The 13,968-nt window shown below is 55.9% G+C and carries 8 protein-coding genes; all 8 read right to left on the reverse strand.

Annotation, left to right across the window (positions count from 1 at the left end):
• On the reverse strand, window positions 1-7,821 hold the full coding sequence (locus tag KQI82_RS07775; RefSeq protein WP_216632249.1) for an LPD11 domain-containing protein: 7,821 nt from the start codon (window positions 7,819-7,821) through the stop codon (window positions 1-3).
• A gap of 122 nt (window positions 7,822-7,943) precedes the next feature.
• Complete coding sequence (locus tag KQI82_RS07780; protein ID WP_216632250.1) at window positions 7,944-8,294, reverse strand: TnpV protein; 351 nt, start codon at window positions 8,292-8,294, stop codon at window positions 7,944-7,946.
• Between the two features lie 843 nt (window positions 8,295-9,137).
• Window positions 9,138-9,959: an LPD28 domain-containing protein gene (locus KQI82_RS07785; protein ID WP_216632251.1), complete on the reverse strand. Its 822-nt coding sequence runs from the start codon at window positions 9,957-9,959 to the stop codon at window positions 9,138-9,140.
• Entirely contained in the window at window positions 9,956-10,603 is a 648-nt protein-coding gene (locus KQI82_RS07790) for a YodL domain-containing protein (protein ID WP_216632252.1), read from the reverse strand. Before KQI82_RS07790 ends, KQI82_RS07785 begins: the two co-directional genes overlap by 4 nt.
• Window positions 10,600-11,385, reverse strand: coding sequence for a hypothetical protein (locus KQI82_RS07795; RefSeq protein ID WP_216632253.1), 786 nt, complete (start codon window positions 11,383-11,385; stop codon window positions 10,600-10,602). The genes KQI82_RS07790 and KQI82_RS07795 overlap by 4 nt, the downstream gene beginning before the upstream one ends.
• Complete coding sequence (locus KQI82_RS07800) at window positions 11,382-12,230, reverse strand: hypothetical protein (protein WP_216632254.1); 849 nt, start codon at window positions 12,228-12,230, stop codon at window positions 11,382-11,384. The genes KQI82_RS07795 and KQI82_RS07800 overlap by 4 nt, the downstream gene beginning before the upstream one ends.
• Window positions 12,227-13,165: a ParB/RepB/Spo0J family partition protein gene (locus KQI82_RS07805; RefSeq protein ID WP_154250991.1), complete on the reverse strand. Its 939-nt coding sequence runs from the start codon at window positions 13,163-13,165 to the stop codon at window positions 12,227-12,229. Before KQI82_RS07805 ends, KQI82_RS07800 begins: the two co-directional genes overlap by 4 nt.
• On the reverse strand, window positions 13,122-13,931 hold the full coding sequence (locus KQI82_RS07810) for a ParA family protein (RefSeq protein WP_338134991.1): 810 nt from the start codon (window positions 13,929-13,931) through the stop codon (window positions 13,122-13,124). The genes KQI82_RS07805 and KQI82_RS07810 overlap by 44 nt, the downstream gene beginning before the upstream one ends.
• Window positions 13,932-13,968 lie beyond the last annotated feature (37 nt).

The following is a 13,968-nucleotide window of genomic DNA, read 5'->3' on the forward strand; positions in this document are numbered from 1 at the left end:
TTACCGCTCCAGTTGCGGTCTGCGGCGCTCCGGCGGCCTTTGGTCCTCGTCCGGCTCGGCGTCTACGATCTCCGGCTCCTTGTGGTCTAAATTCAGCAGGGTGTTCAATTCCTCCAGCCGTGCCGTTTTGGTGTTCAGCTCCGTCTCGCGGGGAAACGGCTTTTGTACCTCTGCCTTTGCGGTTTCCAACTGCGTTTGCAGATTGGAAAGCTGCTCCCGGCAAGCCTGCTCCTTGATGGGCAGTCCCTCCAGTGCATTGTCCATGCGCTGTAAATTGCCGAACACATCGGTTCCCAGCGTAACGGTATGGCGGAGCTGCCCGATCATGGTTAGGTGGTATTCCCGCGCGAAGGTATCGAACGCCAGCTCCAGCGTCAGGCCGCGATAACTGCCGACCTGTGTCGCCTCCGGGGAGAGCATATTCTGGCATAGGGTCAGCAGCGCCGCGCCCGCCTCCTTCTTGTCGGCATGGGTGACGCCCGCCAGTGTAAGCGGAGAGAAGCCGTCCCCATTGGGATGGGTATTCTCCTTGACGGCGGCAATATCCGCGCCATACCCGGCGATCCGTGCCTGCGTTTCCGCGATTTGCTTCGGAAAACCCTTGCTGATGGCGTCCTCCAGCGCGTATTTCTGAGAAAGATGGTTGGCTTTCAGCAGCTTCAGCTTGGACACCTCAATGTCCAAGTCCATTTTTTCTTTAATCATGGGGTTGCCGCTGGCCAGCGCCTTGATCTCGGCATAAGAAAGCGCCTGTTCGTCTACATCTTCGGCGGAGCGGACAGGCGATTTGCTGGTCATGATTTGGCTGATAAATTTCTGCTTGCTCTCCACAAGCTGGTAAAGGTAGGCGTCGAAGGTGCCCTCGGTGACATAGCTGTAAATGTCTACCTCCGGGTTTTCGTTGCCCTGCCGGATGATGCGCCCCTCCCGCTGCTGAAGGTCGGACGGACGCCACGGACAATCCAGATGGTGCAAAGCGATGAGCTTTTGCTGGCAGTTGGTGCCAGCGCCCATGCGCTGGGTGCTGCCCAGCAGGATACGCACCTGACCGCTCCGCACCTTGCCAAACAGGTCTTTCTTCTGCACCTCGCTTTTAGCGTTGTGGATGAAGGCAATCTCATTTTCAGGAATACCCAATTCCAGCAGCTTCGCCCGAATGTCATCATAAACGCTGAAGATGCCGTCATCCTTTGGGGTGGAGAGGTCGCAAAAGATCATTTGGGTGGAGCGTTGGTCTGTGGTGCGCCGCCAGATCTCAAACACATTCTCCGCGCACTTGGCGGCTTTGCTGTTGGGATCGCTGGGAAGCATGGGGTTGACCAGCCGCTGATCCAGCGCCAGCTTGCGGCCATCATTGGTGATAAGCAGCATATTGTCCACGCTGCTGTCCACCTCGCGGTTGCGGACTTTCTCAGCGCGCTCCGCCAGCGATGCCACGATCTCTTTCTGATACTCAGACGGTTTCAGGGCGATGTTGTGATAATGCGCCTCCGGCACGGGCAGCTTGAGCATATCCGCCGTCTGGATGTCCGCCACATTTTTGAATGCGCTCATCAGCTCCGGCAGGTTATAAAACTTGGCGAAGCGCGTCTTGGCCCGGTAGCCGGTGCCTTCCGGGGACAGCTCGATTGCGGTGACGGTTTCCCCATAGTTCGCCGCCCATGCGTCAAAGTGCTGTAAGCCCTGCTCCTCCAACGCCGACATCTGCAAGTAACGCTGGATGGTGTAAAGCTCCACCATGCTGTTGGAAATGGGGGTGCCGGTGGCAAAGACAATGCCGCGCCCTCCGGTAATCTCGTCGAGGTAGCGGCACTTCATAAAGAGGTCTGAGCTTTTCTGCGCCTCGGTCTGGGCAATACCGCCCACATTCCGCATTTTCGTGTAGAGAAAGAGATTTTTGAAATAATGGCTCTCATCAATGAAGATGCGGTCAACACCCAATTCCTCAAAGGTGACCACATCGTCCTTGCGGCTCTGGTCATTCAGCTTGTCGATCTTGGCTTGCAGCCCCTTCTTGGTTTTCTCCATCTGCTTGATCGTGAAATTCTCCGCTTTTTCTCGCTTGGCTTCGGAAATGCCCATCATAATTTCGTCGATCTGCTGCTCCAGAATGGCCCGCTGGCGCTCTACACTCATGGGGATCTTCTCGAACTGCGAATGCCCGATAATAACGGCGTCATAGTCGCCGGTGGCGATCCTACCACAGAATTTCTTGCGGTTTTTGGATTCAAAATCTTTGCGGGTAGCGACAAGAATGTTCGCTGCCGGATAGAGCTGCAAAAACTCAGTGGCCCACTGCTCTGTCAGGTGGTTGGGCACCACAAAGAGGGACTTCTGGCACAGGCCCAGCCGTTTTGATTCCATCGCCGCTGCGACCATTTCAAAGGTTTTTCCCGCGCCGACAACGTGTGCCAGCAGCGTATTTCCACCGTAAAGGATGTGGGCGATGGCGTTGACCTGGTGCTTGCGGAGCGTGATCTCCGGGTTCATACCGCTGAAATTGATGTGACTGCCATCATACTCACGGGGGCGGTTGCTGTTGAACAGGATATTGTAGGTTTTGCAGATGGCCTCGCGCCGGTCAGGGTCTTTCCAGATCCACTCAGCAAAAGCGTCTTTAATGAGTTCCTGCTTGCTCTGGGCGATGGCGGTTTCTTTCTTGTTGAGAACAGCGTTTTTCCTGCCATCTGCATCGTACACATAATCAAAAATGCGGACATCTTTCAGGTTCAAAGTGTCCTCGATGATTTCATAGGCGTTGATGCGCTTAGTGCCGTAGGTACTGATGGCCTTCACGTTGCCGCGATCCTTGCTTTTACCTTCGATACGCCATTCACCGGTGATTTTAGAATAGTGGACCTCCATGCCCCATTGCGCGCTGCGGGGTGTCCCCAGCGTTTCAAAGATGAACCGGCGGACATATTCGGTGTCCAGCCATGTAGCGCCCAGCCGGACGGAGATCTCGCTGGCGGTGAGGTCGGTGGGCTGCACCTGCGCCAATGCCTCAGCGTTGATCTGATACTGCGGGTCCTGTTCCGCCTTGCCTTGGGCAACCGCCCATTTCTGACGCACATTGCCGGAGAGGTATTCATCTGCGGGCAGGTATTTCTCATGCCCATCGTTTTCGCCGGTGTAAGCAGGGTTCAGGAACACCACGCCGGTCAGCTCGGCAAACAGCGTTTCTTCGTCCTTGCCGGTGAGCCTGCCCATATAGTCCATATCCACGTGCGCCTTTTCACCAATGGACAGCGCCAGCGCCTCCACCGCCGTGTCTACCTTTTCAGCGGGCTTGTGGCTGCGGATGGTGCGCTTGGTGAACAGGTCCGCCTTGCGTTTCAGGTTCCGATCCTCGTCCAGAATTTCCAGCGAGCACAGCAGAAAATAGGAGCTGTCCTGATCGAAGGCGATGGCGTTGCCGCGGGAATTGATGAGGCCGTATTTCCGGGTAAAGGCGTCGTAGAGGGTATTCAGCTTGGCCTGCTGCGCCTTGATTTCTTCATCGGGATAGTCCTCGGTCTGGTATTCCAACAGCGTCCGCACACAGTCCCGCAGCTCGATCATGCCGCGGATTCTACTCTCTGCCGTCTTGGATACCTCCACCGGGTTCATGCGGCTGTTTTCACGGTAATAGATCTGGCCCGCTACCAGTGTATAGGAAAAATTACGGACAGCGGGGTCGGCCTCAACGGAATGATCCTCGCCCTCCAATTCCTCCTCCCGGTCATAAGCGGTGATCTCGCCGTGGATATTTTGAACGGCCTCCGCCAGCAGTGCTTCCAACGGCTGCTCCGGGTACGGCTCACAGGTAGGCGTGGGGCCGAACGGCCCGGACACCATCTTCATCTCGCCCAGCACCATGTCGGGGTGGTCGATGAAGTAGCTGTTCATCTGGATGCCGTCCTCGTTGGTGGCAAGGTGTACCCATTCGGGTTCTATATCCACCATTCGTTCCCGCTTTTGAAGGAACAGAATGTCTGAAACGACCTCGGTTCCTGCCGCGGCCTTGAACGCATTGTTGGGCAGGCGGATCGCCCCCAGCAGCTCCGAGCGCTGCGCGATGTATTTTCGCGCGCTGGCGGTGCGCTTGTCCATGGTGTAGCTGGAGGTCACAACAGCGATGACGCCTCCTGGTCTGACCTGATCCAACATTTTGGCCACGAAATACTCATGGATGGGGAAATTCAGCCGGTCATAGCGCTTGTCCGGCACATGGAACTGGCCGAAGGGGACATTGCCAATGGCAACATCAAAAAAGTTATCCGGGAAGGCAGTTTTCTCATAGCCCTGCACCGCGATACTGCTTTTCTGATAAAGCTGGCGGGCGATGCGTCCGGAGAGATCGTCCAGCTCCACGCCATAGAGCTTGCTGCCGCTCATGCTTTCCGGCAGCATACCGAGAAAATTGCCGATACCGCAGGCTGGCTCCAGAATGTTGCCCTGCGTGAAGCCCATCTGCCCCAGGGCGGCATAGATGCCGCGGATGACCACAGGCGGCGTAAAGAACGCCGTGAGCGTGGATTCGCGGGCTGCGGCATACTCGGTGTCCGTCAGCAGATCTTTCAGCTCGCTGTATCGTGGGTTCTTTTCGTCAAAGAAATCGGCAAGACCGCCCCAGCCCACATACTGTGCCAGCACCGTCTGTTCCTCCGCTGTGGCGGTGCGGTTTTCGGTCTCCACGGTTTTCAGAGTACGGATCGCGTCCAGATTGCGCTGAAAACGCTCCAGCGGTGCGCCCTCTCCGATATGGTCATCGATGATGCGATAGTTCCGGCCATCCGCGTCCAGCGGATAGGCAAGCGCATTTTGCTTTTTCTTTTTCGGCGGGGTGAGCGCCGCAGGCGGCTCGTCCGTCTGCGGTGCTGTGGTTTCCCGCACCGTGTCCGGCTGCTCCATGTGAGCGCGGACATAGTCGATGGATTCCTTTCGGAAGATGGGAAATCCCGTCCCGCCTTCAAAGGTCACATCCCGCAGCGATACATTTTGCGTATGATCGTCTACGCTGTCCACTTCAAACTGCCGTCCATCTATGGTCAGGCGTGTGCCAACGACAACGGGATCGGCAGTTGAAACAGGTTCGGACTGCGGCTGCTCCGGCTTCGCTGCGGTGTTCCTGGACTGCTCCACATAGAGCCATTCCGCCGCTTCCTTTTCGCTGACCGCCTTTCTGACCTGCTCCAGATAATCCTCAGCCTGCCACTCGCTGGGGAAGGTCTCACGGACGCCCTCGCTGTCAACATAAATTTCGTCCCGAATATCGTCCCAGACGGCGTAGCCGTCGTCCGTTTCGATCACGCTGAACCGCTCATAGGCGGGCGGCTGCTCTGCGGCAAGCCGTGCTGCATCCTCTGCGACCTGCTCCACAAAGCTGCGTTCCTGCTGAGGAGCATCATGCCGGTGATTGAACAGGCTGAACTCACCGTTTACATAGGCATAAAGTTGAAAATGAGTTTCATGGACAAATTCATAGTGGCGGTCATCTTTTTGCATTTCACCCAACCGGGCATTCAATGCGTCCATGAGCCACATTGCAGTGGACTTATCCTGCAATTCTTCTTCAATCAGCGGTACCGCCTGATAATAATCCATGCCCATGTAATAGGGACGCGGCACATTGTCCGGTGCATTGTACAGACTGGAGTAAATGGCCCGCGCCACCTGTCTCCGCTCATACTCTGGGATCTTTGCGATGGCATCCTCGCCGGGGAATCGTTTCTGCGCGATCAGGCGCTCATACTCCTTGACCACATTGGGGATCGTCAGATGGACGGTATCATATTTCTTGGAATTGTAGTCCCGTTCGTAGTCCAGCCCCTTGTAAGTCTTGGTGTATCCATACCCGGCGCGGGCTCCGCCGCTGTACTCGCCAAAGCTGCCCTTGATGAACTTCTGACGTTCCTCCGGCGTGTGGGGATAGCAGAAGTTGGAATAGATCGCCAGCCGACTTTCGACGCCCTCCCGCAAAAAATAATGGTCGATCTCGTCTTGTGTGATGAACATTTTGCATTGCCGCAGGAAGCTGGGCTGAGCATCAAAGTGTCGTTCCTCGTATGGCAGGTCGTTGAGGATGATGCCGATGCGGTGGGTGTTATACGCTGAAAGACGGTAACGCAGAATGGATGGATCATCATAATAAGCGTCGAGAAAAGCGTGGTATTCCTGCGCCAGCATTTGTAGGCCACCATCCGTCTTTGCGAACGCGACCATGTCCTCGTCCAGTTCCGGGTAGCCCTTGTGCTGGTCGTGGATGGCCAAAGTCTGCGGGAGCAGCCCCATGTCCCGGCCTTCCTTGGTCAGGTCACGGGCTGTCATCAGGAGGGCGTCCATTGCTTCGTGCAGCACCTTGTCAGGGGCCTGTGTCAGTTCGGCGGCGGAGAGATAGATCCCGGCCCGTAGCAGCCCCAAAATGCGGCCCGCCGCCAGTCCCCATGAGACCACGGTTTTGCTGTATCCGGTGCGGACGCTGTCGCCTTGGGCGAGGTGGATGCCGTCCTCCAGAAACCAAACGGCATATTTGCGGCCTTCGTACTCGATGCCGCGCCCATTTTCTGTGCCAAACTCCCGACGCAGAAACGCTATATTTTCCTGTTCAGAATGCTCCCGCATATAGAACATCGCAATGCGTTCGGCGCTGCCGGGTTCGTTTCCGGCTGTGTAAAGCGCCTGGTCGATGACCTCCTGCGGCACCGTGCGGGCCGGGGCCAGAATGCCAGAGGGCGCGTCTGCTGGAGCCTCGTACACCGGGGCGTCGCCGCCCATGTCGAATAGGGCAAGCTGCTCCGCGACGATTGGGGCGTTTTGCAGGCCCAGCTTGATCTTGTACTCGCCGCGCTCGATCAGGCCCTCGGTCATTTCGGTGATGACCGACCATGAAAAAACGGACTCCGAGGTGCGGGAGAGGTAGCTGCTCTCCCACATCAAAAGTCCGTCTTTCTCAGCATGGTAGCCTGTCCGAACACCGTCAGTCACGACTTCCACCCATATATCGTTGTAGCTGTTTTTGAGAAATTCTGTCCGCTCCGCAAGGCTCTTGTGGCTCTGAAAATACTCAAAAATCTCCTGTCGCTTGTGCTTGCGCCCGCCGTCATCCAACAGATTCGCTTCAATGAGGTGCATATCCAAAAAGGCGGGCAGCTCTGCGGTATTTTGCCGCACGGCATCATGTTCCTGTGCAAAGGACGCAGCCTGCTCCTGTGCTTTTTCGTCCGGGTAATCACCGTAGACACGGAGGCACTGGCGTGTTTCGGCGTCATACACGGCAGCGCCGTCATAGGCAAAACCGTCTTCCTCCATCGTACCGGCAACATAGCCCTGCGCCGCGGCCTCCGCTTCTTCCAGCGTTTGATAGTCCAGCTTATCGTCAAAGCCGTTTTCAAAATGGTGATAGGCTGCGACCTGATAGGGTGCGGCCATCTGCGCGGCATATCGGTCAATGGCTTCTGCGGTCAGCCATTCCGGTTTTTCCGGGAGGGCGTCATACAGCTCCCGCATTTTTTTGATCTGTGCGTGGACATTGCCTGCCCACAGGTGCTTTTCACTCCGCCCCCCAGCGCCGAGGAAGTAGTCGCAGTCGGCGCGCAGGCGGTCCAGCAGCGCGTAGTCCCCGCTGCGATCCGTCGAGTCCCCGCCAGCCAGCTTGGGATAGGTCTCGCCCAAAAGTTCCTGATGCAGCCTGGTATGGAATGCGGGCATATCGTAATAGAGCTTGGCAAGCCGCAGATCGCCGCTTTCGCTGACGATGCGCCGGATCGCCTCCGCCCCCTCCAAGAATGCGTTCTCCCGGTCTGAATTGCGGCAGGCGTTTCCAAACGTCGCATCTTTCATCAGGGCGTCGCCCACGGTTTGTTTGTACTGTGCAAACAGCTCCTTTACTGTGGGTTGAGGGGAGTCGGCAGAGGAAAAGGCGGGAAGCTCATCACTTCCTGCCTTTGCGGTTTCTTCTTGATTTAGCTGTAGATCAGGTCGTTCAGCACCAGCTCCTCCGCGCTGTGCTTGAGGTTGTTCATCAGGCCCGTCCAGCGCAGCGGATCGCGCTCCTTCAGCTCCTCCGTCACGCCCTCGGCCTGCGCCATCCGCGCCACGGTCTGCTCCACCATCTTCCGCGCGGTCTGCTCGATCTCCGCCAGATGCTCCGTCAGCTTGCCGCTGGTCTTGAGGTTGGTGTAAAGCACCCTGCGGTGCTTCTTCAGGTACTCTCTCCGCAGCTCCGCGTACTTGCCCAGATGCACCTCCGGCATCTGCGGCATCAGCAGGTTCGGCACCTGAAAGCCGTTCTGCATCCTGTAAGTGACCTCCATGCTGTTCGCTCCTTTCATGGGGTGTTTCGTGTTGTTCTGTGCGGCCATCATAACCGATTCTCGCGCGGTTTGCAAAAAACTGATCCCGCTGGGCCTGCATGACTGTGCGGCTGATCTCCCGCAGGCCCATCTCCGCGATGTCGCTGGTGGCGATGCCCAGGGCGTTGATGGTGGGCGGCGTGTTGAATTCATAAACGTGGGCAAACTCATCGGGCGAAAAATAATCGTCTGCCCGCAGGCCCAGCCGTGTCATCAGCATATATGCCACGCTGACCTCCAGCGCATCCCGGTAGAACACCTCTAAATTGAGATCGTCCAGCTCCTCCAGCAGGCTGTCCTCGCGGCAGTCGCGGAGATCTTGCAGGTAGTCTGTGATGTTATCTGCCACGGCATTGTGGCAGGCAGAGCGCACGGCGTCCGCAAGATTTTCTTTTTCGGCCAGGTTGCCGAAGGTGGCTTCTAAGGTTTCGATGACCTCCGGCTCAAAGGCCGGGTGCATCGTCCAGATGGGTAGCGGACGGGCAAAACGGGACGCATGGGTATCCGACACGTCGAAGTAGAGCTTCAGACAGTTTTGCCCGTCATCACCAAATACGGCGATGCTCTTGGCCCCACGATTGACCCAGCGGCCAAACTGACGGTTCCATCGCTCCATCTCAAGGACCGCCGTGGCGTCCGGGCGTTGTGCGTAGATCAGAATTTGATCATCAAAGGGGCATTTGTAGTTATAGCAGGCCGCGCGGAGAAAGCCCGTCCAGCTTTGATAGCTGCCGGTGACGCTCTGCACAGTCTGGTCATATAGCTCCGTAATAAGCTGAAATTTTGTAGGCAAGTTGGCACCTCCTATCTCTCCGGCTCCGCCCGCTTTTTTACTGCAAGCCGGTCATTCTTTTGCTGTTCTTTTTGGGCCTTTTCAAATGGCTTCCGCTGATAGCAATAAATATAAAACTGGTAATCACCTTTAACTGGCGTACAGCGAAGCATATACACATACCGCTGTGTTTTCGCCATGAATCCGCAAGAGGGAAGCAACGCACCCTTGATGGCGCAGATCTGCTCATACCGGTTGCAGTAGCGTTTCATGCTGTCAAAGTCCCGCAGCGGGGAGCCCGGCTGCTCCCGCAGCCAGTTTACGGTACGGTCAATGTCGGCCTTAAACTCCGGCGTGTTCAGCGCATCCTGCTGGTGGGGCCACCATGTTGTATAAAACTGCTTGCCGCTGCCAAAATCACCCCGCAGATGTCCCACGCAACCTACGGTCTTGTCCTGTTCCTCGCTGCGAGAGAAATAGAGAGCGTACAGTGCAGGCTCATTGACGCTGTAAAAGTCAATGACATCCTTATCGCTGGCGGGATATTTCTCCTGAAATTCCGCAAGGGTACGGCATCCGCCATCTTGAAAGGAAAGGCTGCCGTTCTCCAGCGGAATCCACCCATCAATGGGAAGCTGGAACGGCTCACGAGTGAGGACAGTGCCATAGAAGTTGACCATGAGGTTTCGGGCCAACTCCCTCGGTTCTCCCCAATCCTCATCCCCGTGGCGTAGCTCGTAGCGATATACGTCCTCCGGCAGGGTGGCTCGGTCAATGCGGCATTCCGTAAACAATGCCGGTCGGTCAAAAATCGTGACCTCCTGATAGGTCACCTTCTGCGCGTCATAGCTCATCTGGCTTCACCTCGTTCTTTGTGTTTCTTTTGTGTCCTCTGCTGCACCAAAAACTCCGGCACTTCCTTGAAACCAACGCTATCCGTGTAGTAGGCGGTTTTCTTTCCACCTTGCGTCAGTACCACGATGTCGCTTACAGACATGGAACGCATCCGATGGGCAAAGGGGCGGTGGTCGCTGTTGTGCTTTGTCCAAAGATGCTCCAGCGAATTTTCCTTTGCGTACATACCGGCGTAAGAACGCTGATAATCAGCGTTCTGGAGTTTTCCCTTTGCCTCTGCATAAGGCCGGAAACAGTAGTCTACATCAGCGATTGCAGGGATTTGGTAGATTTCATAGGTGCCGATCTCGGCGCTGATTTTCGGCGTTCTGGGAACATAGGTATTGCCGCTGCGTTCCTGCATTTCTGCAAACTCGCAAATATGATAGGCAGAATTACCGATGCAGACATGGCAATCGTCAATGTACTTGCAAGGGAAAACCATCTTTTCACCGTCAAAGCGGGTAATGACGATGCTTTCCCCGTCCTTGATGGTAAAGAGCGTGTGGTATTCACTGTCGATGAAGCGGATCACGCGCTCTTCCTTGTTAGGGTTTGGAAAGGCGATAACGCCCATGATGTTTACCGGCTCACGGTCACTCATCGTGCTGTACCTCTTTCTTTTTTCGGCTCAGTACGCTTTTGTTCATATTCTCTCAGCTTTTCTTTCGCCCAATCCGGTATCTTTTCTGGATTGGCTACGCCAAGAATGTCGGAAGCGTCCCACCGGCAACGCTCACCGGAATACAGCTCCTGAAAGAAAACCGCACGTCCACGGGAACCGGGCGTACAGCCGAAGCCGCTTATTGCAAAACCGAGTTGGCAGTCTGCGGTGCGGTATTCCGGGGCAAGACTGCTGGAGCGGACAACGATCAGTTTGCCTTGAAAGGATTCCTCTGATTGGGGAAGGCAGTCCTCTGCGCCCAAAACCACCTGCGGAATATTGCGGGCCGCACGGAACTCTTTTACCTTTTCCAGCTGCATCTGCAAGCGTTCTATAAAAGTATTCGCAATCTCAAGATAGTCCTTGCTGGCAACTGCTTCTGGATATATCGTTTCTCCAAGGAAATTGTACTGTTCATAGCAGGTCATATAGGTTCCGTCCATCGGATGAAAACCCATGAGCAAAACACGTCCACCCATGCGGATCTCCTGCATGATCTCGTAATCACCGACCTTGCGTTGTTTTGGTGCCTTTTGCTCTCCGTATCCAAGCTGTTCCGCTTTGTCCCGCAAGATAAGTTTTTTGAGATACGCGCCCTTTTCGGGCTGCTGTTCAAACCAATCTCGGACTTCTCCATCGCCAAGGGAAAGCTGGAAAGTAAATCTCATGATTTTGCTGCGATATTCGTCATTCTTTTCTTTTCGTTTCTGATAGTTCGTCATCTGGCCTCACCTTGTTCTTTCTTCAGCGCGGTGTGCTGGTGTTCTTGCTGCGCTATATAATCTCTCTGCTTTTTGTACTCATTTCCAGCCCGTTCACAGAAGTCCTCGATGCAGGAAGCACGGTCAGAGCGGTAATGCCCCCAAAAGAAGTTGGGCGGGCCGTCGCCATCATTTTTACAGTTGCGCTGCCATGTGACAAATGGATCTGGGGCCTTATCGCACTCTCCCATGACGAACTCCGCGCTGCCGACGTGAACGCGGGCGGTGATGTGGTATTCCTGATTGACCATTTCCCCCACTACATAGCTGCCGTGTTCTAACTGGACGGTGCAGCTCCCGTTTTGTGCAAAGGTCGCTGTCACCGGCATGGCCGGTACTCCACATAGCATATCCGGCAGCATGATGAACTGCGACCTTTGGCCCATCAGCTCTTGCGGCAGTTTGTCCACGGGCAGATAAAAGTGCTGTTTGCCCATGATCTCATAGCACAGTAAGAAACTGCTGACGGGATAGTACACGCTCATGATTGGGTCTTTGATATGGCCTTGGACGATGTTGGAATTCACATATCTTGCGTTGTCCAAATACCATTGCGGGTTTGCACCGGGCGTGTCCCATCCAAACATGGAACCTGCCAGCATGGCGGCCTCCTGAATGTCCGTGATGCCGCGCCGCGCATTGTGGCTGCTGGCGATCTCGCGGTTTTCTTCGCGTTTCCCAGTGTCCCACTCGGAGGGATAATAGCCGCGCTCACCGCACCGGATGATAATAAGCTGCCCGCTGGACGGCAGAATGGAAAAACAGGTTTCCGGCAGGTCATTCCTGCGCATCGGTTCGTTCCTCATCGCACCTGCTCCTGCTGCCGCTTGCGGTGCCAGCCCTCCAGCAGCTTGATAATGACATCTTCCATCTGCTTTGGGGTGTAGCTGGCGGGAAAGTATTTTTGCAGGCGGTCGTTGCGGATGGTGACCTTGCGTTCCAGCGGCTTTTCCTCCCGCATGATGAGGTCGATGATGTTATTTTCCAGTTTTCCCTCGCCGCTGAGCTGCTTGAGCCGCTGGGCCTGTCCCAGCGACGGGGATACCTCGTCGCGCTCCATGACCAGCAGGAGGTAGGTCTGTTCTTTTTCGGACAGGTGGGAGAGGAAATCCGCTGCGGGAACGAACTTGAGCGTTCCTGCGTCCACCGCGTCCAGCAGAGGGGGGATTAACTTGTTCAGCCGCACATAGCGTTGGATTGAAGTTACATTGTCAGTCGCTTGCTCAGCGAGGATTCTTACCGATGTTTTCTTGTTTAACTTCTCTCCAAGTTGGAGAGAAGTTAAATCTGTCCGCTGTCCCTGCCGTTTCATGGCGTCCAGCTTCAGCTTGTAGGCTTTGGCTTTCTCGCTGGGCAGCAAGTCCTCGCGGTTGATGTTATAGTCCACAACAAGGATGTCCGCCTCCTCGTCACTGTAATTGCGGACGATGACAGGACGGGTATCCAGCCCCACCGCTTTTGCGCAGTAATCGCGCCTGTGGCCGGAAATGATCTCATACCCGCTGCTCTCACGGGGGCGAACGATCAGCGGCTCAGCGATGCCGATGTGCTCAATGCTGTCCATGAGCCGCACCAAGTCAGGCGTGGGGCGGTCAATGGTGTACGGCTGGCGGGAATATGGGAAAACCTCTGCTGCGGGAACGATCTGGATGCGCTCCTGCCGGTCAGCTTCACGCTCTGCGTCTGTTTTGAACAGGTCATCGTACCGGGTCAGCTCGATGCCGCTTAATTTGCTTGCCAAGGCTCAACACCTCCCTCGTCAGATTTTCATACGCCAGCGCCGCCTTGCCGCTGCGGTCGTGGTCGTAAATACTTTTGTTTTCCACACTGATCTCTGCCGCCTTGATGGACCGGGGGATTTCGCTTGCGAACACATGACCGCCATAGGTTTTGCGGATGAGCGCGTTGATCTCCCGCGCCAGTGTGGTACGGCTGTCCACCATCGTCAGCACAATGCCGTCCACCTCCAGCTTCGGGTTGAGCTGCCGTTTCACGCGGGTGATGGTTCGCAAAAGCTGTTCCAGCCCCTTTGCAGGGAGATATTGCGCTTGCACGGGGATAATCACGCTGTCCGCCGCGGTCAGGGCGTTGATGGTCAGCATACCGAGGGACGGCATACAGTCGATGAGTGCGTAATCGTAGCGGTCTGCCACGGTGGACAGATATTGCCGCAGCACCGTTTCGCGGCTCATGGTGTTGACCAGCGTGACCTCCAGTGCCGACAGCTCGATATTGGCGGGGACAAGGTGGACGCCGGACGGGTGGTGCAGAATGCCCTCACCGGGGGCGATGGGCTGCTCTGCGATGATCTTCTCCATCAGAGTGGAGAGCGTGGGGGATAATTCGTCAGGCTGCGGCCAGCCCAACATCTGCGTGAGATTGCCTTGTGCATCGGCGTCGATCAGCAGGACTTTTTTACCTTGCCGAGAAAGACCAATGCCGAGGCTGGCGGCTGTGGTGGTCTTACCCACGCCGCCCTTCTGATTTGCCAGTGCGATTGTTTTCACGGGTTCGATGCTCCTTTCAGTCGTAAAATGGGTTTCA

This window comes from Dysosmobacter acutus, from assembly GCF_018919205.1.
GTDB lineage: Bacteria > Bacillota > Clostridia > Oscillospirales > Oscillospiraceae > Oscillibacter > Oscillibacter acutus.

Bases quoted from the DNA above. Each gene is read 5' to 3' on its own strand.
- KQI82_RS07775 (WP_216632249.1), bottom strand. From the start codon at position 7,821: ATGAAAGATGCGACGTTTGGAAACGCCTGCCGCAATTCAGACCGGGAG.
- KQI82_RS07780 (WP_216632250.1), bottom strand. From the start codon at position 8,294: ATGGAGGTCACTTACAGGATGCAGAACGGCTTTCAGGTGCCGAACCTG.
- KQI82_RS07785 (WP_216632251.1), bottom strand. From the start codon at position 9,959: ATGAGCTATGACGCGCAGAAGGTGACCTATCAGGAGGTCACGATTTTT.
- KQI82_RS07790 (WP_216632252.1), bottom strand. From the start codon at position 10,603: ATGAGTGACCGTGAGCCGGTAAACATCATGGGCGTTATCGCCTTTCCA.
- KQI82_RS07795 (WP_216632253.1), bottom strand. From the start codon at position 11,385: ATGACGAACTATCAGAAACGAAAAGAAAAGAATGACGAATATCGCAGC.
- KQI82_RS07800 (WP_216632254.1), bottom strand. From the start codon at position 12,230: ATGAGGAACGAACCGATGCGCAGGAATGACCTGCCGGAAACCTGTTTT.